Source organism: Mobilicoccus caccae, assembly GCF_030161635.1.
GTDB lineage: Bacteria > Actinomycetota > Actinomycetes > Actinomycetales > Dermatophilaceae > Mobilicoccus > Mobilicoccus caccae.
The window spans coordinates 3131007-3151932 of sequence record NZ_BSUO01000001.1 but is presented as its reverse complement, the minus strand read 5'-3'; the positions used below and the strand labels follow the sequence as shown (position 1 = coordinate 3151932).

At 72.7% G+C, this 20926-nt stretch carries 19 protein-coding genes and 1 pseudogene; 7 read left to right on the top strand and 13 right to left on the bottom strand.

Going from position 1 to position 20926, the window contains the following annotated elements; translation table 11 throughout:
• Window positions 1-17: 17 nt before the first annotated feature.
• The gene (locus QQK49_RS15440) at window positions 18-1157 is read right to left on the bottom strand and encodes an exonuclease domain-containing protein (RefSeq protein ID WP_284304702.1); all 1140 of its coding nucleotides are present in this window, start codon (window positions 1155-1157) and stop codon (window positions 18-20) included.
• A 408-nt stretch (window positions 1158-1565) separates the two neighbouring features.
• On the opposite strand from QQK49_RS15440, the gene ddaH reads away from it, so the two are divergent.
• Window positions 1566-2336, top strand: coding sequence for a dimethylargininase (gene ddaH / locus QQK49_RS15435; protein WP_284304701.1), 771 nt, complete (start codon window positions 1566-1568; stop codon window positions 2334-2336).
• 4 nt (window positions 2337-2340) lie between these two features.
• Complete coding sequence (locus QQK49_RS15430) at window positions 2341-3639, top strand: glycosyltransferase (protein WP_284304700.1); 1299 nt, start codon at window positions 2341-2343, stop codon at window positions 3637-3639.
• Between the two features lie 112 nt (window positions 3640-3751).
• Here QQK49_RS15430 and QQK49_RS15425 read toward each other — a convergent pair whose 3' ends face one another.
• On the bottom strand, window positions 3752-4507 hold the full coding sequence (locus QQK49_RS15425; protein ID WP_284304699.1) for an ABC transporter permease: 756 nt from the start codon (window positions 4505-4507) through the stop codon (window positions 3752-3754).
• A complete protein-coding gene (locus QQK49_RS15420; protein ID WP_284304698.1) occupies window positions 4504-5466 on the bottom strand; it encodes an ABC transporter ATP-binding protein in 963 nt (320 codons plus the stop codon). Before QQK49_RS15420 ends, QQK49_RS15425 begins: the two co-directional genes overlap by 4 nt.
• Before the next feature lie 99 nt (window positions 5467-5565).
• Here QQK49_RS15420 and QQK49_RS15415 point away from each other — a divergent pair, with 99 nt between their 5' ends.
• Window positions 5566-6888, top strand: coding sequence for a glycosyltransferase (locus tag QQK49_RS15415; RefSeq protein WP_284304697.1), 1323 nt, complete (start codon window positions 5566-5568; stop codon window positions 6886-6888).
• Window positions 6885-7835 (top strand): threonine/serine dehydratase, encoded by a 951-nt coding sequence (locus tag QQK49_RS15410; protein ID WP_284304696.1) that lies wholly within the window; start codon window positions 6885-6887, stop codon window positions 7833-7835. Before QQK49_RS15415 ends, QQK49_RS15410 begins: the two co-directional genes overlap by 4 nt.
• A gap of 190 nt (window positions 7836-8025) precedes the next feature.
• On the opposite strand, the gene QQK49_RS15405 is transcribed toward QQK49_RS15410, so the two are convergent.
• Window positions 8026-9276 (bottom strand): APC family permease, encoded by a 1251-nt coding sequence (locus tag QQK49_RS15405; protein ID WP_348536209.1) that lies wholly within the window; start codon window positions 9274-9276, stop codon window positions 8026-8028.
• Between the two features lie 32 nt (window positions 9277-9308).
• Here QQK49_RS15405 and QQK49_RS22890 point away from each other — a divergent pair, with 32 nt between their 5' ends.
• Entirely contained in the window at window positions 9309-9518 is a 210-nt protein-coding gene (locus QQK49_RS22890; protein ID WP_348536208.1) for a hypothetical protein, read from the top strand.
• 85 nt (window positions 9519-9603) lie between these two features.
• Here QQK49_RS22890 and QQK49_RS15400 read toward each other — a convergent pair whose 3' ends face one another.
• The 4 genes and pseudogenes from QQK49_RS15400 to gabT all read right to left on the bottom strand — a co-directional run bounded on the left by QQK49_RS15400 (window position 9604) and on the right by gabT (window position 14960).
• A complete protein-coding gene (locus tag QQK49_RS15400) occupies window positions 9604-10815 on the bottom strand; it encodes an acyl-CoA dehydrogenase family protein (RefSeq protein WP_284304695.1) in 1212 nt (403 codons plus the stop codon).
• Between the two features lie 29 nt (window positions 10816-10844).
• Window positions 10845-11938: pseudogene (locus tag QQK49_RS15395) on the bottom strand (CaiB/BaiF CoA transferase family protein).
• 65 nt (window positions 11939-12003) lie between these two features.
• Window positions 12004-13560 carry an aldehyde dehydrogenase family protein gene (locus QQK49_RS15390; protein ID WP_284304694.1) on the bottom strand — a complete coding sequence of 519 codons (1557 nt, stop codon included), beginning with the start codon at window positions 13558-13560 and terminating at the stop codon, window positions 12004-12006.
• Window positions 13557-14960: a 4-aminobutyrate--2-oxoglutarate transaminase gene (gabT, locus tag QQK49_RS15385; RefSeq protein ID WP_348536207.1), complete on the bottom strand. Its 1404-nt coding sequence runs from the start codon at window positions 14958-14960 to the stop codon at window positions 13557-13559. The genes QQK49_RS15390 and gabT overlap by 4 nt, the downstream gene beginning before the upstream one ends.
• Before the next feature lie 219 nt (window positions 14961-15179).
• Between gabT and QQK49_RS15380 the strand changes: the two genes are divergently transcribed.
• Window positions 15180-15314, top strand: coding sequence for a hypothetical protein (locus QQK49_RS15380; protein ID WP_284304693.1), 135 nt, complete (start codon window positions 15180-15182; stop codon window positions 15312-15314).
• Window positions 15277-16617 (top strand): PucR family transcriptional regulator, encoded by a 1341-nt coding sequence (locus QQK49_RS15375; RefSeq protein ID WP_284304692.1) that lies wholly within the window; start codon window positions 15277-15279, stop codon window positions 16615-16617. The genes QQK49_RS15380 and QQK49_RS15375 overlap by 38 nt, the downstream gene beginning before the upstream one ends.
• An 80-nt stretch (window positions 16618-16697) precedes the next feature.
• Here the strand turns inward: QQK49_RS15375 and QQK49_RS15370 are convergent, their stop codons facing one another.
• The 5 genes from QQK49_RS15370 to QQK49_RS15350 are packed head-to-tail and all read right to left on the bottom strand — an operon-like array spanning window position 16698 to window position 20836.
• Window positions 16698-17621 (bottom strand): triphosphoribosyl-dephospho-CoA synthase, encoded by a 924-nt coding sequence (locus tag QQK49_RS15370; protein WP_284305924.1) that lies wholly within the window; start codon window positions 17619-17621, stop codon window positions 16698-16700.
• A complete protein-coding gene (gene citX, locus QQK49_RS15365) occupies window positions 17618-18145 on the bottom strand; it encodes a citrate lyase holo-[acyl-carrier protein] synthase (RefSeq protein ID WP_284304691.1) in 528 nt (175 codons plus the stop codon). The genes QQK49_RS15370 and citX overlap by 4 nt, the downstream gene beginning before the upstream one ends.
• Entirely contained in the window at window positions 18142-19710 is a 1569-nt protein-coding gene (gene citF, locus QQK49_RS15360) for a citrate lyase subunit alpha (RefSeq protein ID WP_284304690.1), read from the bottom strand. Before citF ends, citX begins: the two co-directional genes overlap by 4 nt.
• Window positions 19707-20681, bottom strand: a complete 975-nt coding sequence (locus QQK49_RS15355) for an aldolase/citrate lyase family protein (RefSeq protein WP_284304689.1) — start codon at window positions 20679-20681, stop codon at window positions 19707-19709. Before QQK49_RS15355 ends, citF begins: the two co-directional genes overlap by 4 nt.
• Entirely contained in the window at window positions 20678-20836 is a 159-nt protein-coding gene (locus QQK49_RS15350; RefSeq protein ID WP_284305923.1) for a hypothetical protein, read from the bottom strand. The genes QQK49_RS15355 and QQK49_RS15350 overlap by 4 nt, the downstream gene beginning before the upstream one ends.
• Window positions 20837-20926 lie beyond the last annotated feature (90 nt).

Genomic DNA, 20926 nt, shown 5'->3' with positions numbered 1-20926 from the left:
GCCGGGCGCGTCGCGCGTCAGATCGGGGAGATCGCCCGGACCGGGCCCCGTTCTCGGCGGGGGCATTGGGAGGTGTAGTGGCCGATCTCCAGGCAGTGGCCACAGCGGGGGAGGTGCGCGGGCGGGGCGGGCGGCAGCGGTTTGCGCACGGGGCGTGAGAACGATCCCGACCCCGGCGCGGGCGCGGGTGGCGGCTTCTCGGGAATGAGGTCGTCGAAGTAGGTGGGCACGCCCACCGAGGTCGCGGTGGCGCGCAGGTGATGCAGGCCCCTCGCACTGATCCGCTTGTGCTCGAACGCGGCTCGTCGCAGGGTCTCGAGGAGGCGCTCCTGGATCTGGCGGAGTTCACCGGCGCTGTACCCGGCGGCGACCATGAGTTTGGTGAGCTCGCGGACCTCGTCGACGACGATGCGTCCCTGCAGCAGCATCGGCACGAGGATGTCGACGAACCGGGCGACGCGGGTGTCGTTGAGCTCGCGGGCGAGGCCGGAGGAGTGCGCGAACAGGCGGGCGAGCCACGGGTCGAGGCCGGGGGCGTCGGCGGCGGGCGGACGCCCGGCCGACTGCAGCACGACCGCGGCGGGGGTCCCGGCGGCCTCGCACGGATAGACCAGCCGATCGCCGTGCCGCAGCAGGATTCCCGGCAGCACGGCGGCCGTGGCGTAGGCGTCCTCCAGCGCGCTGCGGCCGGTGACGACCGGGGACTCGACGTGCCGGGCCAAGGTCGAAAGGCGATGGTTGCGGGTGGGGAAGGTCGTCCGCCCGATCTGGAACGTGCACAGCGCGGGCAGGCTCGCGGCGAGAATTCCCGCCTCCATGAGCTGGGCGTCGAGGAACTGCTCGAGGAACTCCGCGTGATGGGTGACGACGACCCTGCCCTCGAGCAGTTTGAGCAGGTGGGGCGCGGATCGCGCGAACGAGGGCGCCTGGAGGATCTGCCCGGCCTCCGACTCCAGATGTGCGGGGATGCTCGCCTGACCCGGCGCGAGGTGGGTGGCGTAGCGGCCCTGCACGCGGCCCTCGGCGTCGGTGTGCAGCACGGCCAGCGACACGATCCGGTCGCGCACGGGCGTGAATCCGGTCGTCTGGTAGCCGACGACCGCGTAGGGGCCGGTGTGCGGAACGCCCGCGCCGTCGATCTCGCCCAGCCCGAACAACCGGGTCCGGCCGGGTCGTGAGGCGGGGGCAGCGACCGTGGGCCTGTGGGGCGCGGCAGCGGGGCCTGCGGGGCGGAGTCCTCGCTGCGGGCTCGCAGCGGTGGGCCGGGACGTCGCGACGGGTCGGGTGTGCCCGGGAGCAGCGGGGCCGGCTCGGCCGACTCCTGCCCGCCGTCACCGTCCCCCGAGTCGGCGAACATCCGGAACAAGACGATGAGCATCACGACCGACACGACGACGATCACGAGTTGCGTCATGCCGTGCTGCCTCCGTCGTCGCCCCGATCCTCGACTGCCCATCGGGATCTGCGCACGCGACCTGAGGTCGGCGTGGGTCCGGTGAGGCCTCGGCGGCGGAAGCCGGACCGATGGCGGGTGCGGGCACCCGCCCTGTGGCAGGCTTGGGGGCATGGATCGTCGCCTCGCCCTGGTACGTCGTCCGAGTCCTCGTCTGGCAGACGGGCTCGTCACTCATATCGGCAGGTCGGCCGTCGATGTCGACCTCGCCCTGGAGCAGTGGGAGGGGTACGTCGCCGCCCTGAACGCCGCAGGCTGGGAGACGGTCGAGGTCCCGCCGGCCGACGATCACCCGGACGGGGTCTTCCTCGAGGATCCGGTGTTCGTCTACGGCGATCTGGCTGTCCTCACCAGGTCCGGTGCGCCCGAACGTCGCGGTGAGACCGCGGGGTTGCGCGAGGTGCTCGAGGAGCACGGCTACCGGGTCGAGGAGGTCACCGAGCCGGCGACGCTCGACGGTGGTGACGTCCTCAAGTTCGACGGCACCGTGTGGGTGGGGCAGGGCGGCCGCACCAACGCCGAGGGTCTGGCGCAGTTGACCGAGCTCCTCCGTCCGTTCGACGTCGAGGTCGTCGGTGTGCCGTTGGCCTCGGTGCTGCACCTCAAGTCGGCGGTGACCGCGCTGCCGGACGGGACGATCATCGGCTATCCGCCGGTGGTCGACGCGCCGCTCACCTGGGGTGAGTCGTTCGAGGCCGTGCCCGAGGAGACCGGCTCGCACGTCGTGCTGCTCGGGGGCGACACCGTGCTGATGGCCTCCTCGGCGCCGCAGACCGAGGAGGAGTTGCGCGGTCGCGGCCTGGACGTCGTGACCGTCGACATCTCCGAGTTCGAGAAGCTCGAGGGCTGCGTCACCTGCCTGTCGGTGCGGCTGCGCGGCTGACCGGGTGGGTCTGGTCCTCCTCGGGATCGGGTCGCGGGGCGATCTCGCACCGCTGCTCGCGCTTGCGGGCGAATGTCGTTCGCGCGGAGCGGAGGTCACGGTCGTCGCGCTGCGCGACTACGCGGGGCTCGTCGGGGCCGCCGGCGCCGTTCACGTCCCGGTCGATGCCGACGTCGCCGAGGCGATGTGGCATCCCGACTCCACGACCCGGCGGTTGATGCTCGCCCAGCCCGGACTGATGTTCCTCGGCATGACGACCCGGATGCGTCGTGCCGCTGCACAGGTCGTCGAGGCCGTAGAGCGTGCGGTCAGACCCGGTGACACCGTGGTCGCGGGCCTGGCGACGGCCGGCGTCGCCGTGGCACTGGCCCCGCGCCACCCGGTGGTGCTGGCCCTGTTCGCGCCCGTGCTCCCCAGCGACGACCCTGCCGGCACGGTCATGGCCGCGGGCCTCGCAGGCGTCCGGGTGCCGGGCCGCGCGACGCGGCTGACGTCGTCCGTGGGATGGCTGATGAGTGTCGAGATGTCGGGTCGCGCCGGGCGGCTGATGCGCCATCGGAACGGTGCCGGGCGGGGTGACCTCATCGCCGCCGAGGCCCTGGGTCTGCGCATTCTTCTCGCCGCCGACCCCGCGCTGGTCCCGCCCTCGTCGTCCTGGCCCACCGGGGTCCGGCAGACGGGGTTCTGGACCCGCTCGGCCCGCCTGCACGTGGAGGAGTCCCGAGGCGGTGCGGTCCCGGAGCCGGGGACGGCTGCGGGGCAGCAGGACTGGTCCGGTCGGCTGGAGGCGTTCCTCGCGGCCGGCCCAGCGCCGGTCTACGTCGGCTTCGGCACCTGCCCGGTCGCCGATCCCGACGCGGATCTCGAGAAGTTCGTCCGCGCCGCCCGCCTCGCCGGAGTCCGCCTCGTGACGCAACCCTCGCCCGGCGCTCACCCGGCGTCGCACCTCGGTGACGACGTCCTCGTGCTGGGTGAGGCGCCGCACGATCTCGTGTTCGGCGAGATGGCCGCGGTCGTGCACCACGGTGGTGCCGGGACGATGTCGACGGCGGTGCGGGCGGGTGTGCCCAGCGCGGTCGTCCCGCACCTGGGTGACCAGGGGTATTGGGGACGTCGGGTCGCCGAGCTGGGTCTCGGCCCGCGCCCCGTCCCCCGCGCCCGATTGACGACCCGCCGCCTGGCCGGGCTTCTGCGGACCCTGACCGGTCCCGAGGCACCCCGGATGCGCGCTCGCGCGCTCGCCACGGCGGCGGAGTTGCGCACCGACGGAGTGTCCGTCGCCGCCGATGCCCTGCTCCGCTGACCGCGCTCGACCAGGACCCCCGGTGCGAGGCGGTGCGAGATCGGATGGGTGCCGGGCGATCAGCGGAAGCGGCGTCCCTCGTCGCGGCGGTTGGCGCGGACGGCCACGACGGTCAGCAGCACCGACCAGCCGATGAAGACCGGCAGGGTCGAGGGCGGGATGGGGGCGTCGAGGAGCACCCCGATCGCCAGGTCGCGCGCGGCTCGGGTCGGGGTCGCGAGAGAGAGCACGTCGGCCCAGGCGGGAAACATGTCGGGGGAAACATGAGTCCTCCCGCGAACGCCAGGGGAAACGTGACCAACTGCGCCAACGCCAGCGCAGAGCGCGGGGTCGTCGAGTAGCCGATGGCCACGGCCATGGCGAGGAACGGCACCCCGGAGGCGAGGACGATCAGTGCTCCGGCCAGCGCCCGCCACCAGGGCAGACCTCCGTCGCCGAACGCCGCGGGGGTGGCGGTGAACCACACCGACGCGAGCATCAGGGGGATCAGACTCACGGCCACCGCCGTGAACGCGACGACGAATCGGGCGGCGGTCGTGGCGATCGCCCCGGCGGGCAGGGTGCGCACGTAGGTGGTCCAGGGGTCGGCGCGGTCCTGCGCGGCGGCGATGCCGTAGCCGAACACGAGTGAGGTCAGCACACCGAAGATCGCGAGTTGTCCTGTGGCGATCACGGATTGGGTCGGGTCGGTGACGATGCGCGACTGCGGCAGCACGAAGAAGCAGAAGGCGAGCGTCGGGTACATCGTGTTCGTGACCAGCGACAGGGGATTGCGCACGACCTCCAACGCCTGGGCGCGGGCGTGGGCGAGCACCAGCCGGAGCGCGGAGGTCCGGGCGGGTGTGGGCGGTCGCGTGGGGGCGCTCACGAGGCGGCTCCGGTGATGGCTCGCAGCGCGTCCTCCAGGGAGGCGGGTCGCACGTCGAGGTCGGTGAACTCGACCTGTGAGCGGACGAGGTCGGTGACGGTGGCGTCGGCGTCGCGGGTGTCGATCCGCACGGTCCCGTGCGCCGATTCGTCCCGCACTTCGACGACTCCCGCCAACGCGCAGAGGCGTTCGGTAGCGGCGTCGGTGCGGCAGCGCACCGTCGACATCGACGCCGTGGAGCGCACCTCGGCCAGCGAGCCCTGCGTCACCACCCGTCCCTCGTCCAGGACGACGACCCGCCCGGCCAGCCGCTCGACGTCCTCCAGGTAGTGGCTGGTCACGAGCAGTGCGCCGCCCTCGGCGTGGAACCGGGACAGGGCGGCCCAGAGCGCGTCGCGGGCGTCGAGATCCAGGCCCGTCGTGGGTTCGTCGAGCACCGCGAGGCGCGGACGCCCGACGAGCGCGAGTGCCACCAACAGGCGCCGCTGCTGCCCGCCGGACAGGCCACCGCACTGGGCGTCGGTCTTGGCAGCGAGTCCGAACCGGTCGAGGATCTCGGGCGTCGGGATCGGGTCGGGGTAGTGCCCGGCCACGAGCGCGACGACCTCGCGCACCCGCAGCGCCGACGGAAGGGCCGTGGCCTGCGGTGTCACGCCCAGGCCCGCGCGCATGGCCGGGTCCGTCGGGGAGCCGCCGAACAACGACGCCGTGCCTGAGTCCGGACGCCGCAGGCCGGTGAGGATCGACAGCATCGTCGACTTGCCTGCGCCGTTGGGCCCCAGCAGGCCCACGGACTCACCGGCGCGCACCCGCAGATCGACGCCGCGCAGCACCTCGTGGTCGCCGAAAGACCGGTGGACATCGCTGAGTTCGGCGACGACCTCGGCATCGGTGTCGTCGGCGACCTCGGCGCGGGCGAGGTCGCCGACGCGGGCGTCGTCAGGGTCGTTCTCGGTCATCCACTCACGTCCGTCGGGTGCCAGGGGTACCTCGTCAGGCTACGTGCGCCGCCGGGCGATAGCGTGGCGGGACGTCCCGCATCAGACCTCAGGAGGGTGATGGCGCCGCCCCGGACCGTGCTCGTCGCGACGGTCTCCGTCCCCGCCCACACCTACAACGCCACCCCCTTCGTCACCCGGCTCGTGGCGCAGGGGCATCGCGTGCACTGGTACGCCGACCGCGCCTTCCACGCCCACATCGAACGCTCCGGCGCCACGCCGCACGCCCCCTCGCGGGCCGTGGCCGAGCCCGAGCAGATGGACCGGCTGCGTGACGTGCGCCGCGCCTTCGAGGAGTCGTTCGTCGGCGCCGCGCCCACCCGGCTCGCCGATCTGCGGGCCGTCATCGAGGCGGAGGGCGTCGACGTCCTGCTCACCGACTCCCTGGCCTACGGTGCGGGGCTCGCCGCCGAGGCCACCGGCATCCCGTGGGCGAGCTTCGGCGACGGACCCCTGCACTTCCCCGACCGCGACACCCCGCCCTTCGGGTCGGGCCTGCCGCGCATCACCGGATGGCCGTGGGTGCTGCGCAATCTCGTCGTCGGCACGATCTCGCGCCGCGTCGTCTTCGGGCGCGCCGAACGGCGGTTGCGGTCGGTGCGGCACGCGGCCGGGCTCGGCGGCGGCGGCGGGTCGGTGCTGGAGGCCAACCTCTCCCCGTACCTGCATCTGCACGGTGCGACGGCGGGGTTCGAGTACCCGCGCGCGCATCTGCCGGAGCAGGTGCACTGGGTGGGGGCGCTGCGGCCGGCGCCGAGTCCGCAATGGCGGCCACCGGAGTGGTGGGATGCGGTGACGGCGGAGGGCTCCCGTCCGCTGGTGCTCGTGGGCCAGGGGACCATCCGCGGTGACATGGGCGAACTCGTCGTCCCCGCGGTGCGTGGTCTGGCCGATCTCGACGTCACGGTGCTGGTGACCTCCGGGCGGGCGACGAGCGACGACGTCGTGCGCGCCCTGGACGGCCGCGTGCCGGACAACGTGCTCATCGAACGCTTCGTCCCCTACGACGCGCTGCTGCCCCACGTCGACGTGTTCGTGACGAACGGGGGATACACCGGCGTGACGCTCGCCCTGTCGCACGGCGTTCCCGTCGTGCAGGCGGGCACGACCGAGGAGAAGGCGGACATCGGTGCGCGGATCGCGTACAGCGGCGCGGGGATCCGGCTCGCGACGCACCGCCCGTCCCCGCAGCGGGTGCGCGACGCGGTGTGGCGGGTGCTCGGCGATTCACCCCAGCGGGCGGCTGCGGCACGCTTGCAGGAGGAGATGGGCCGACTCGACGCCGGGGAGCTGGGCGCTGCGCTGCTCCTCGAACTCGCCGCCATCCGCCGGCCGGTGCACCGGTCGTCCACGCGCCGCGACGGATCAGGAGAGCCCCGATGATCACCCGCGACGACATCGACACCGCCCGCGACCGCATCGCCGGGCGGGTCCGTCGGACGCCGATGCTCGATGTCGGCGACGCCCTGGGCGGCCAGGTCGTGTTCAAGCTCGAATACCTCCAGCACACAGGCAGTTTCAAGGCGCGCGGTGCGTTCAACCGCGTCCTGGGCGCGGCGGCGGACGGCACGTTGGATCCGCGGGTGGGCATCGTCGTGGCCTCGGGTGGCAACGCCGGACTCGCCAACGCGTTCGCCGCCCGGGCGCTGGGGGTGCCGGCCACGGTCGTCGTCCCCGAGACCGCGCCGATCGTCAAGGTCGAGAAGTTGCGGGCGCTCGGGGCGCAGGTCGTCCTGCACGGCCGCGAGTACGCGCTCGCCTACGAGGCTGCGCTCGAGCTGGCCGAAGCGAGCGGTGCCGTGTTCTGCCACGCCTACGACCAGCCCGAGATCGTCGCCGGCGCCGGCACGATCGGGCTGGAGATCCTCGGTGACACAGAGGAGGTCGACGAGGTCGATCAGGTCGATCAGGTCGATGAGGTCGTCGTCGCCGTGGGTGGCGGTGGCCTCATGGCGGGTGTCGCCGCGGCGGTGGAGGGGGTCGCGCGGGTGGTGGCCGTCGAGCCCCGCACGATCCCGACGCTGCACACGGCCCTGGCCGGCGGCGGCCCGGTCGACGTGGAGGTCTCGGGCATCGCCGCCGACTCCCTCGGCGCCCGACGGGTCGGCGAGATCGCCTACGACGTGGCGACGCGCACCGGCGTCGAGTCGGTGCTGGTGGAGGACGACGCGATCAGGCAGGCCCGACGGTGGCTGTGGGAGGAGTACCGGATCGTCGTCGAGCACGGGGCGGCCACGGCCCTGGCCGCCCTGACCAGCGGCGTCCACCGGCCGCGGGGCCGCGTCGCCGTCGTCCTGTGCGGTGCGAACACCGACCCGATGCACTGGTGAGACAGCCGCGACACCGTGCGCCCCGTCTGGGCGTACCCCAGCGGTGATGGGCGCGGGTGAAGAACAACACCGACGACATCGACCAGCTCGCTTCGGGCATCTGCCCAGGTGGGCGGTGCCGAGCATGCGGTCGATGTTGTCGGTGTTGTTCTTCGATGCCGGAGACCCGGCGTTCTCGCCCGCCTGAATCTCAGCGCCCCGCTCGTTCCTCGGGCTGAGGGCGGCCCTCGCCCGCCGTGTGGTCGTGGCGGAAGATCTCGGCCGGGGGCTGGTGCGCGCCCTCCTCACCCCAGGCGGGGTGGGTGGCCGCGAGGAGTCGCTGCTCGGCGTCGGGGCCACCTGACACGCTGGGGATGCGGAGCATCAGGACGATTCCGAACACGCCCCAGAGGCCGACGATGACCCACTCGGGCGGCGTCAGTGCGGCGGGCATCCCTGGCAGGAAGAGCACGGCCATGGCGGCGGACAGCACCACCGCGATGCCACCGGTGACCACCCCTCCCGGGGTGCGGAACGGGCGCTCCATGTCCGGCTCACGCTTGCGCAGCAGGACGAACGCGATGCCGACGAGCAGCCACGCGACGACGATCGACAGGCCGCCCGCGTCCACCAGCCACACGAGGGTCTTGCGGCCGAAGAACGGCGCCACGATGGACAACGCACCGATGAAGATGACGGCGTTGGCCGGCGTGCGGTACTTGGGGTGCAGCACCCCGAACCACGCGGGCAGCATGCCCGAGCGGGCGAGGGCGTAGATCAACCGGCTCGCGCCGATGAGGAACCCGTTCCACGAGGTGAGGATGCCGGCGACGCCACCGAGCACGAGGAACGTGCCCCAGGCAGGGTGTCCGAACATCGCGGTCATGCCGTCGGCGACGGCGAGATCGCTGTTCGCGAGGTCGACGGCGTGCATCGACGAGCTCGTCGTCAGCATGATCATCACGTACCAGCTGATCGCGAGGAACACCGAGACGATGAGCGCCTGCCCGATCTTCTTGTACGGCAGGTGGATCTCCTCGGCGGACTGCGGGATGACGTCGAAACCGACGAAGAGGAACGGGGTGGCCACGAGCACCCCGATGAAGCCCGTCATGCCGCCGTTGAACAGGGGCTGCATGTTCTCGACCGACCCACCGATGAACGAGCCGGCGACGAGGAACACACCGACGCTCGCGAGGAAGAGGACCGCGACCGTCTGGAACACCGCGGCCGGACGCACCCCGATCACGTTGAGGAGCGTCATGACGATGGCGGCGATGACACCCACGGCCACCCACGAGCCGTAGACGTCGTACCCGGCGACCGTCCACAGCTTGCCCACCAGCATGTCGGGAAAGATGTAGAGCAGCGTCTGGGGCAGGGCGACGGCCTCGAACGCGACCACGGAGACGTACCCGAGCACCAGCGTCCACGAACAGAAGAACGACGCACGTGAACCCATAGCTCGCAGTACGTAACTGTGTTCGCCCCCACGTGCGGCAGGGCCGCCACGAGCTCGGCGTAGGTGAACGCGACGAAGGCGACGACCGTGCCGCCGGCGACGAACGCGAGCGCGGCCCCGAGGGTGCCGGCGTTGTTGAGGAAGTCGCCGGTGAGGACGATCCAGCCGAAGCCGATCATGGCGCCGAAGGCGACGGCGAGGACGTCCCACCGGCCGAGGACTCGGTCCATCTTCTCGTGTGATCTGGTCATGGGGTTCCTTGTCGCGGGGCGCGCCCTTGCGGACCGCGCAGGTGGAGGATGCGGCGTCGCCGCAGAAGGGGTGGGCTCAGCGGAAGGCGGCCTGACCTGTGACGGCCTGGCCGATCATGAGCGTGTGCATCTCGGGGGTGCCCTCGTAGGTGAGCACCGACTCGAGGTTGGTCATGTGCCGCATGATGGGGAACTCGTAGGAGATCCCGTTGCCGCCCAGGATCGTCCGGGCGCTGCGGCAGATCTCGATCGCCTTGGTGACGTTGTTGAGCTTGCCGATGCTGACCTGCTCGGGGCGCAGGCCCACGGCGTCCTTGCGTCGGCCGAGGTGGAGCGCGAGGAGGGTGCCGAGGGAGATCTCGACGACCATGTTCGCGAGTTTGGCCTGGGTGAGCTGGAACCCGGAGATCGGGCGGCCGAACTGTTCGCGTTGGCCGGCGTAGTCCAGGGCCGTGCTGTAGGCGGTGCGGGCGGCGCCCATCGAGCCCCACAGGATGCCGTAGCGGGCCTCGTTGAGGCAGGACAGCGGTCCCTTGAGGCCGCGGACCTCGGGGAACGCCGCGTCGGCCGGGAGTCGCACGTCGTCGAGGACGATCTCGCCGGTGATCGATGCCCGCAGCGAACCCTTGTGGTGGATCTCCGGGGCTGAGAACCCGGGGGTGTCCGTCGGGACGCAGAAGCCGCGAATCCCGTTGCTGCCGCTCTCGGCTCCCTCTTCGGTCTGGGCCCAGACGACCGCGACGTCGGCGATGGGGGAGTTCGTGATCCACATCTTGCGGCCGTTGAGGACCCAGTCGGTGCCGTCCTTCTTGGCGAAGGTCCGCATGTTGCCGGGGTCGGAGCCGTGGTCGGGTTCGGTGAGGCCGAAGCAGCCGATGGCCTCGCCGGCGGCCATCGCCGGCAGCCACTGCTGCTTGTGCTCCTCCGAGCCCCACCGCCAGATGCCGAACATCGCCAGCGACCCCTGGACGGAGACGAGCGAGCGGATGCCGGAGTCGCTGGCCTCCAGCTCGAGGCAGGCCAGGCCGTAGTCGACGGCGCTCATGCCGGCGCACCCGTAGCCCTCCAGGTGCATCCCGAGAAGGCCCATCTCGCCGAAGCTGCGCGCCAGTTCGCGCACGTTCGGCAGCTCACCCTTCTCGAACCACTCACCGATGTAGGGGTCGACCTGGTCGGCGAGCAGACTCCGCACGGAGGAGCGGATGGCTTTCTCCTCCGAGGAGAGGGCGTCGTCGATGTCGGCGAGGTCGAGCGGGTTGCGGTGCTTGGGGGCCTGCTTGTGGCTCATGGTCCGTTCTCTTCTCGAGTCGAGGTGGTTCATGGGGCTGGGCGTGAGGAGTGCGAGGGGTCGGACAACCACTCGCGGAGGGAGTCGGTGTGCTCGCCGAGGCGGGGTGGTGGGGCGGGGGCGGTGACCAGCGGGCGGCTGTAGGTGACGGCGTGGCGCACCTGCGGTGAGACGCCGGGGCCGAGGTCGTGGGTCGGGGCGAGTCCGAGCCGCTCGGCGAGGTCGAACGCCCCCGCGAGGTCGTTGACGGGGCCGGCCGGAACCCCCGCGGCCGTGAGACGCGCCTGCCAGTCGGCGACGTCGGCGACCGACAGCCTGCCCTCGAGAGCGGTGACCAGCTCCTCGCGATGACCCACGCGGGCGGCGTTCGTCGCGAACCGCGGGTCCTCCGCGAGGCCCGGCTCCCCGAGAACGGTGGCGAGCTTGCGGAACTGGCCGTCGTTGCCGCAGGCCAGGGCGATGAGCCCGTCGCGGCAGGAGAGGGTCTCGTACGGCGCGATCGAGGGATGCCGGTTGCCCATCTGACCCGGAACCCGCCCCGCCCCGAGGTATCCCGACGCCTGATTGACGAGCGAGCCGAGCAGGCTGGAGAGCAGGTCGACCTCGACGTGGCAGCCGAGCCCGGTGCGCTCGCGCTCGGCGAGCGCGGCGAGGATGCCGATCGTCGCGTCCTTGCCGGTGAGGACGTCGACGAGGGCCACCCCGACCTTGGTCGGCTCGCCCCCGGGGCCCCGGTCATGCTCATGAGCCCGCCGACGGCCTGGACGACGAAGTCGTAGCCGGGCAGGTCCGCCCCTGTGCCGGAACCGAATCCGGACACCGACGCGTAGATCGCACCAGGGTTGGTCGCGGTCACGGAGTCGTAGTCGAGTCCGTAGCGCGCGAGGGCACCGGGGCGGAAGTTCTCGACGACGACGTCCGCCCGGCGCGCGAGCTCCTGGGCGAGCGGCAGGTCGTCGGCATCGGCGAGGTCGAGGGTCAGTGACCGCTTGCTCCGGTTGACGCTCTCGAAGTACGTCGCGACGCCTGCCTCGGTCCACGGCGGACCCCACGCGCGCGTGTCGTCACCGGCGCCCGGACGCTCGATCTTGACGACCGTCGCGCCGAGGTCGGCCAGCGTCATCGTCGCGAGCGGCCCGGCCAGGACCCGGCTGAAGTCGGCGACGAGCACACCCTCGAGTGGGCGACTCATGCTGCGCCGCCTCGAGATCCGCCGCCGCCGTCGCTGTCGCTGTCGCCGGACTGCTGCAGCCGCCCGTCCATCCGTCGCGGCAGGCCCCACGGGTTGTCATCGGTGAGCTCGGGCGGCAGGGCACTCGCCGGCACGTCCTGGTAGGCCACCGGCCGGGTGAACCGGTCGAGAGCCGCGGCGCCGACACTCGTCGCGTCCGGCCGGCTCGTCGCGGGCCACGGACCGCCGTGATGCTGGGCCCACGTGCCGGCGACACCGGTGGGCCAGCCGTCCACGACGACACGTCCGACCTGGTGGGACAACAGCTCGACGACGCATGCCACCTCGGTGTCACCCTCCCCACCGGAGGCCACCGCGGCGGCCAGGCTCGGCTGCAGGGTGGTGAGCAGCTGGTCGCGCTGGTCGTCGCTCGCGTACTCCACGACGAGGGCGAGCGGTCCGAAGCACTCCTCGAGCAGGCGAGATCCGGGTGTCAGCGCCTTGGCGTCGACCTGGGCGAGGACCGCCTGCACGGCGTTCCCGGCTCCCGGTGTACGACCGTCGGCGAGCACCCGGGCGCCGGCGGCCTCGAGGTCACTTCGCCCTGTCGCGTACGCCGCGGCGATCCCCTGGGTGAGGGCGTGCGCCCCGTCGCGTTCGGCGACGAGGTCGGCCACCCGAGCGCCGATCTCGCTCCCGGCGGGGACGAGCAGGAGCCCGGGTTTGGTGCAGAACTGCCCGGCTCCGAGGGTGAAGGACTCCACGAAGCCGCAGGCGATGTCCTCCGCGCGGCCGGCCGCCCCCGCGCGGGTGACGACGGCCGGGTTGACGGTGCCCATCTCGGCGTAGACGGGGATGGGCCGCGGGCGCGCCGCGGCGCGTTCGACGAGCGCCATCCCGCCGGTCTGCGAGCCGGTGAATCCGACGGCCGCGACCTGGTCGGCGTCGACGAGCGCCAGGCCCGAGTCGAATCCGACGACGAGCGCGAACGCCCCCTCCGGCGCCCCGGCCGACGTCAACGCGTCGGCGACGACCTGCGCCAGTCGTCCGGACAACTCCGGGTGCGCCGGGTGCGCCTTGACCACGACCGGGCACCCCGCCGCCAGAGCGGAACACGTGTCGTGTCCGGCGACACCGAACCCGAAGGGAAAGTTGCTCGCTCCGAACACGGCCACCGGACCCACCGGGCGGCGTGCCCGGCGCAGATCCACCCCGGCGGGGCCGCCCGCGGTGTCGATCCGCGCGTCGACGAACGACCCCTCCGCAGCGACGGATCCGTAGAACCGCGCCTGGGCGGCGGCCTTGGCGAGTTCGCCCGGCAGGCGCGGTGATCCGAGGGCGGTCTCGGCGTCGGCGATGGCGACGAGCTCGTCGGCGTGCGCCTCCAGCCCGTCGGCCACGGCGTCGAGCCAGGCGGCCCGGGTGGCCGGCGCGGTGCCCGCCACCACGGGAGCGGCCTGGACGGCCCGATCGAGGATCGCGGCGAGCTCGTCCGGGGTCGTGTGCGCGAGGCCCGCGCGTCGCTCCCCGGTGCGGGGGTCGTGACCGGCGTCGACGGCCGGCGTCACGCTCACGCCGCGGCCTTCCGGATGGCGGCCGTGAGCACCTCGAGCGCGTCGAGGAGCAGGTCCTCCTCGATGACGAGCGGAGGCAGCAGGCGCAGGACGTTGCCGTGGGTGCCGCAGGTCAGGGCGACGACTCCGGCCTCGTGGCAGGCGGTGGCGATCTCCTTGGTCGTCGGCGCGTCCGGTTCGTTCGTGCCGGGGTGGCAGATCTCGACCGCCATCATCGCGCCGCGGCCGCGCACCTCGGCGACGATGCCGGTCTGCTCGACGAGGGGTTCGAGTTCGCGGCGGATGAGCTCTTCGATCCGGCGGGCCTTGGTCAGCCAGGAGGGGTCGGAGGTCAGCAGGTCGAGGACGGCGACCGCCGCGGCGCACGACAGGGGGTTGCCGGCGTAGGTGCCGCCGAGGCCGCCCGCGCCGACGGCCTCCATGATCTCCGCGCGACCGGTGACCGCCGACAGCGGCATCCCGCCCGCGAGGGCCTTTGCGGTGCAGACGAGGTCGGGGACGATGCCCTCGTGGTCGACGGCGAGCATCGTGCCCGTCCGGGCGAGGCCGGCCTGGATCTCGTCGGCGACCATGACGATGCCGTGACGGGCGGTGATCTCGCGGATGCCCGCCAGAAAGCCCTCCGGCGGGACGATGAACCCGCCCTCACCCTGGATCGGCTCGATGACCGCTGCGGCGACGCGCTCGGGCCCCACACGCTCCAGCAGCTCCTCGAACGCGGCGAGCGCCTCGGCGACGCAGTTCTCCGGGCCGGTCCGCCAGTGCAGCGGGTAGGCGTACGGGGCGCGGTGGATGTGGTCGGGGAAGGGCGCGAAGCCCGACTTGTACGGAGCCTCCTTGGCCGTCATCCCCAGCGTGAACAGCGTGCGGCCGTGGTAGGCGTGGTCGAACACGACGACCTCGGTGCGGCCGGTGTAGGACCGCGAGATCTTCACGGCGTTCTCGATCGCCTCGGCGCCGGTGGTGAACAGCGCGGTGCGCTTGTCGTGGCTGCCGGGCGCGATGGCGTTGAGGCGGGCGGCGACCTCGACGAAGGCGTCGTACTCGGTGACCATGAAGCAGGTGTGGGTGAACGCGTCGGCCTGGGCCTTGACGGCCGCGACGACCGCCGGGTGACTCGCGCCCACCGACGTCACGGCGATGCCGCTCGCGAGGTCGACGAGCTGGTTGCCGTCGACGTCGAGGAGGATCCCGCCCTCGGCGCGCTCGATGAACGCGGGCAGCACGATGCCGAATCCGGTGGGGACGTTGGCGACCCGGCGGGCGTGCAGCTCGCGTGAGCGCGGGCCGGGCACCTCGGTGCGCAGGATGCGCTCCTGACTCAGCCGCGGCGCGGGTGTCCCACCCTCGTCGGCGGGTCGGGCGCTCGTGGTGGGCTCGTCGGTCGTCGTGGGCACCACGTCGGACTCCTTCGCGGGGGAACGGGCGACGCCTGCACAGGGCGACGTCGCCGTGGGGGAGGGGGCCAGGCCGGCCCCGCCGTGGACGACACGCTAGGGCGCGGGTATCCGCACGCGCATCGTCGATCTCGGCAACTTCGGCGCCGTCGTCGTCGAGATGCACAATGATGGCCGCGTCGTCGGGGGTCGACCCCCGCACGCGGGACGAGAGGGACACGCATGATCACCCTGGAGACGCTCGTGACCGCGCTCGGTGCGGACCTGCGCCCGATCACGCCCGGTTCGCTGCGTCAGGTCGTCACCGGCGTGCACGTGAGTGAGCTGCCGGATCCCACCCTTCCTCGCCGGTGGTGAGCTGTTGCTCACGACGGGGATGCACCTGGTGGGCACGCGGGTCCCGGTGGAGGCGTACGTCGCGCGGCTCGTCGACCGCGAGGTGGCCGGCCTCGGCTTCGGGCTCGGACCGGTCTACGAGACCTGCCCGCCGGCGCTCGTGCGTGCCTGCGCGACTGCCGAACTCCCGCTGTTCCTCGTTCCCGAGGAGACGCCGTTCCTCCTCCTGTCCCGGGAGTTCTGGCGTCAGCTCTCCCGGCAGGACACCGAGCATCTGTCCGCCGCCCTCGGTGCTCATCACGCCCTCGTCCGGGCCGCGGCCGGAGGGTCGGCGGCGACCGACATCATCCGTGTGCTCGCGCGGGCGGTCGGGGGATGGGCGGCCTCCGTGGCCGTCGACGGGACGGTCGACACGGTGTGGCCCGCCGCCGCGGCCGAGCCGGCCGGGCAGGCCGCCGCCGAGGTCCACCACCTGTACGCGGCGGGTCCGAGTTCGGCGACCTTTCCGGTGGGGGATCTCGACGTGGTCCTGCACCCGATCGCGCGTCACGGCCACCCGGTGGCCTACCTGGCGACGGCGAGTGCCCGGCCGTTCGCGCCGTCGCTGCGGGGCCTGGCACTGACGGCGGCCGCGTTGCTCGAACTCCATCACGGCGAGGACGTCGGCCGCGCCCACGCCGACCGGGTGGCGCGGTCCGGGCTCGCGTGGCTGCTGCTGCGCGGGCACGTGGTGGCGGCCCGGTCGCTGTCGCGCGACCTGGGTGTCGACCTGCCGCCGTGTGTGCGGATGGTCGTGGCGGCCCTGGTGGATCGGACGCGGACCCCTCCCACCGTCGACGCCGCGACCCTCGCCGCGCATCTGCCGGAGGCGGTCGCCGCCTGCGTGTACGCACCGGGACGGCTGCTCGCGATCGTCGCGGCCGACGCGTTCACCGAGCCGGCGACCGACCCGAGGTGGCGGGTCGTCGCGTCCTCCCCTCTGCGCCCCGACGATGTCGCCGCGGCGCTGCCTGCGCTGCAGGCGCGGGTCGACCGCCTCCCGGGCGGCGCGTTCGAGATCACTCCCGAACTGCACGACCCGGGCCCCGACCACGAGGCCCTCGCCCGCCTCCTGGCCTACCGCCGCGCCGACCTCACCGGCGCCGTCGTCGCCTACCTGCGACATCAGGGCCGGCTGGAACCGGCGGCGCAGGAGTTGGGCGTCCACCGCAACACGCTGCGCCACCGCCTCGACGTCGCGGCGCAACAGACGGGCCTGGACCTCACCGACCCCGACACCGCCGCCCGCTGGTGGCTCCTCCTGCGCTCCCGCGGCCTGGCCTGATCCCCGCCGACCCGAAAACGCCGAAACCGCCGGAAATAGGCGGCGGTCTCGGCGAATCGTCGGTGGGCGAGCGGATCTGCTCAGTGATGGAGGTGCGAGGCCGGCGGCAGGGCCGAGAGCCAGATGGTGACGGCCAGGAGGTCGGCGGTGCCGCCGGGGGAGAGGCCGGCGTCGGTGAGTTCGTCGTCGAAGGCCTCGATGAGGCGCACGTAGTGGGGGTTGAGCGCGCCGCCGAGGCGCAGCAGGCCGTCGGCGCGGGCGGCGACGCGGGTCATCGCCTCCGGACCTCCGCGGTGGGCCAGGTTGGTGTCGTTGTTCACCGCGAGCAGCGCGAGGAGCGCGTGCAGCAGGGCGCGGTCGCGCGCCATCGGGCCGAGCGCGAGATGCGGTTGGGCGGCGAGGAGTTCCAGGGCCTCCCGGTACGCGACGAGACCGACGTCCCGCGCGGTGGCGTACCCCGAAGCGGCCTGGCCGCGGGCCCCCGTCAATCCGTGTGCCCGGTACAGGAGTTCACCGGCGGTGACCGGTTCGCGTGCACTGGTGACGAGGTCGTCCACGAGCAGCGGGGTGGCCAGGGCGGCCACGTCGTCGCACACGCCGACGTCGACACCTCGACCTGAGCCCAGTCTCCTACCGGCACACCCGAGCAGGAGACCGAACGCGAACACCGCGCCCTTGTGCGTGTTGATCCCGCCGGTGGCGGTGAACATCGCGTCCTCCGCCGCCCGCCCGATCCGGCGCAGCGCGGTGAGCAGCTCCGCGTCGTGGGCGTCGACGTGCAGCGACCCGCAGGTGGCGAACGTGACCCACCAGGGCGCGAGGGCCTGCGCGCTCACGTACAGGGTGTGCAGGTCCATGTCGCCGTGGGCGCCGGCGTTGCGGGCGTCGACGAGGCCGGGCTTGGGGGTGAGTCGCGCCTCGATGCGCAGCGCCGAGTCGGCGAGCCGGGCGAGGCGTTCGAGGTCGGCGTCCGAAGCCGTGGACGGCAACGGCGGGGGTGTCATGAGCACAGCAGCTCCTCGATCGCGGCCAGCACCGTCGGCAGGTCGTGGGCCCGCGACCGGGCGCAGGGGGACGCCGGTCCGTCGCAGACGAGGCAGCGGCGCGGTGCGGCATCGACGTCCGAGCGCTGCAGAGGCACGCCGTCGACGACGACGTCGAGGTCGAACAGCCGCCCCCAGCGGTGGGATTCCTCGCCGCGCACCAGGCTCCGTTTGACCTCGCGCGGCCCCGGTCCTTCGACGACGGCGTACCCGTGGGGGCCGCTCGCACACTCGTGGGTCTCGGTGTGGAGGATCCTCGCGCCTGCCAGGGAGTCCGCCACCTGCCGCATGGCCGCGGCGAACACCGCGGGGGCCCACGGCGGGTTCTTGTCGGGGCCGGGCACCACCAGGGTCACGCTCACCACCGCACGATCGGCCGACCCGCCGGGCGCGGCCGGGCCGTACTCCCGGGCGAGATCGGCCTGCCGCATCGCGCGACGCTCGCGGGCGGTCAGCACCTCCTGCAGGGTCACGGCGGTGGTCATCGAGACCTCGCGACCTCACGCACGACGTCGATGACGCTCGTGTCGCGGTACCGGATGCGGCCGACGACGCGCTCGCCGAACTCGATGGGCGCGGGGACGCCGGTGATCGCCGTCGCCCGCTCGTACAGCTCCTCGATGCTGCAGACCGGCAGCCCGGCCGAGGTCAGCCGCGCGGCGACGTCGGGGCGGGCCGGGTTGACCGCGATCCCGTGGTCGGTGACGAGGACGCCCACGTTCTCTCCCGGCGTGACCAGCGTCGTCACGCGCGGCACGACCGTGGGGATCCGGCCGCGGATCAGCGGCGCGACGACGATCGCGAGGTTGGCGCCGGCGGCGGTGTCGCAGTGCCCGCCGGAGGCGCCCATCATCAGACCGTCCGATCCGGTGACGACGTTGACGTCGAAGTTCAGGTCGACCTCGAGTGCCGAGAGGATGACGACGTCGAGCTCGTCGACGGCCGCGCCCTTGCCCAGCGGGCTCGCGTACTGGTCGGCGGAGATCTCTGTGTGGCAAGGGTTCTCGGCGAGTGAGCGGCCGGCGACGACGTCGAAGCTCTGGACGTCCATCAGCTTCTCGACGAGCCCCTTGGCGTGGAGGTCGACGATGCCGGCCGTGATGCCGCCGAGGGCGAATCCGGCCGTGATGCCGCGGCGTCGCAGCCGGGGCTCGAGAAACCGGGTGGCGGCGGTGGAGCTGGCGCCCGACCCGGTCTGCAGGGAGAACCCGTCGCGGAAGTACCCGGAGTGCTCGATGACGTCGGCGGCGTGGCGGGCGATGAGCAGCTCGCGCGGGTTGCTGGTGATGCGCGCGGCGCCGATGCTGATCTTGCCCGGGTCTCCGACGGTGTCGACGGCCACGATCATGTCGACCTGGTCCTGGCCGATGCTCGCGGGCAGGTGGGGGTAGTCCACGAGTTGCTCGGTGAGCAGGACGACGGTGTCGGCGTAGCGGGCGTCGACCTTGGCGTAGCCCAGCGAGCCGCACCGGCCCCGCCCGCTGGTGCCGCTCGCGTTGCCCATCGCGTCGCAGGAGGGCACGCCGAGGAACGCGACGTCGATGTGCAGCTCCCCGGACTGGATGAGCGCGACCCGACCGCCGTGGCTGTGGATGTCGATCGGCTCGTCCATGAGGCCGTGGGAGATCTCCGCGGCCAGCTCGCCCCGCATGCCCGAGGTGTAGATGTGCCGGATCACCCCGGTGCGGATGTGCTCGACGAGCCCGGCGTGGCACTTGTTGAGCGAGCTGCCCGCCAGGGTCAGGTGGCGGTACCCCATCCGGGCGAGCGTGCGCACGACGTGCAGCACGCACGCGTCGCCCTCGCGGAAGTGGTGGTGGAAGCTGATCGTGCCGCCGTCCTCCAATCCCGACCGGGCGATCGCCTGCTCGAGGGTGTCGACGAGTTTGCGGGACCGCTTGGTGCCGTGGTCGCGCAGGTGCGGGGTGGCCGCGGCCCAGTCGGAGTAGAGCGCGTGACCGCCGAGCGCCGCGTGACCCGCGGGCAGGGCGTCGGCCAGGCGGGTGGTGCCGCCGCTGTCCTGGGGACCCGAGGAGGAGCCGGTGTTCACGACGTCGTTCCTGTCGTCTCGAGCCGCACGCCCGACGCGGCGGCGTAGGAGATGGTGCGGCGGGCGGCCTCGATGATCGGGGCGTCGATCATCTTTCCGCCGAGGGAGACCACGCCCAGACCTTCGGCCGCGGCGTGCTCGGCGGCCTCGACCACCAGTCGCGCGCGGTCGAGTTCGTCCTGGGTGGGGGCGTAGGCGTTGTGCAGCAGGTCGATCTGGCGGGGGTTGATCAGCGACTTGCCGTCGAACCCGAGCCGCTTGATGACGTCGACCTCGGCGAGGAACCCCTCCTCGTCCTCGACGTCGGAGAACACCACGTCGTAGGCGGCGATGCGCGCGACGCGGGCGGCGTGGAGCACCGCGCACCGGGCGTAGAAGAGTTCGGAGCCGTCGCCGCGGGTGGTGCGCATGTCGATGACGTAGTCGAATCCGGCCAGCGCGATGGAGGTCAGCCGCGGGCTGGAGGAGGCGATCGCGACGGCGTTGACCACGCCGGCGGCCGACTCCACGGCGGCCATGAGCCTGGTCGAGCCGACCTCCCGGCCGCAGTCGCGTTCGATGCTCTCCACGGCGGCCTCGAGATCGACGATGTCCTGGGCCGTCTCGGTCTTGGGCAGGCGGATGACGTCGGCGCCGGCCCGCACGGCCGCTTCGAGATCGGCGCGCCCGAACGGGGTGTCGAGGGGATTGATGCGCACCACCGTCTCCACACCGGCGTACAGGCCGCTGCGCAGGGTGTGCATGACGAGCAGTCGAGCGCTGTCCTTCTCGCGCAGGGCGACTCCGTCCTCGAGGTCGAACATGACGGCGTCGGCGCCGTAGATGTACGCCGTCGACAGCATCGCCGCGTTGGAGCCGGGCAGGAACAGCATGCTGCGGTGCGGCATCCGGTGGGGGTGGCGGGCGCGGGCCAGGGCGTCGGGGTGAGGTCCGTGACGCGCCGGGTCGCCCGCGTGGGTCGTCTCGCTCACAGCACGCTCCAGTCGATCGCGTCGCCGGAGGCGCGCAGGCAGGCGGCCTGGACCCGCGCGCGCAGGGTGCAGTCGAGGGCGCCCTTGTCCTCCACGACGATGCGTCCGGAGTCGACGCCGAGCTCGGCGAGGGTCTCCTTCACCACTGCCCGGATCTGGGCTCCGAACTGGGCCTCGACGGTGGAGACGACCGTGACCTCCAGCTCGTCGTGGGGGAGACCCGGACGACGGCATCGCTGGATTCC

Excerpts from the sequence above, each read along its gene's own strand:
- QQK49_RS15415 (WP_284304697.1), top strand. The coding sequence starts at position 5,566 with ATGGCGCCGCCCCGGACCGTGCTCGTCGCGACGGTCTCCGTCCCCGCC.
- QQK49_RS15410 (WP_284304696.1), top strand. The coding sequence starts at position 6,885 with ATGATCACCCGCGACGACATCGACACCGCCCGCGACCGCATCGCCGGG.
- ddaH (WP_284304701.1), top strand. The coding sequence starts at position 1,566 with ATGGATCGTCGCCTCGCCCTGGTACGTCGTCCGAGTCCTCGTCTGGCA.
- QQK49_RS15380 (WP_284304693.1), top strand. The coding sequence starts at position 15,180 with ATGATCACCCTGGAGACGCTCGTGACCGCGCTCGGTGCGGACCTGCGC.
- QQK49_RS15400 (WP_284304695.1), bottom strand. The coding sequence starts at position 10,815 with ATGAGCCACAAGCAGGCCCCCAAGCACCGCAACCCGCTCGACCTCGCC.
- citX (WP_284304691.1), bottom strand. The coding sequence starts at position 18,145 with ATGACCACCGCCGTGACCCTGCAGGAGGTGCTGACCGCCCGCGAGCGT.
- QQK49_RS15370 (WP_284305924.1), bottom strand. The coding sequence starts at position 17,621 with ATGACACCCCCGCCGTTGCCGTCCACGGCTTCGGACGCCGACCTCGAA.
- QQK49_RS15420 (WP_284304698.1), bottom strand. The coding sequence starts at position 5,466 with ATGACCGAGAACGACCCTGACGACGCCCGCGTCGGCGACCTCGCCCGC.
- QQK49_RS15405 (WP_348536209.1), bottom strand. The coding sequence starts at position 9,276 with ATGGGTTCACGTGCGTCGTTCTTCTGTTCGTGGACGCTGGTGCTCGGG.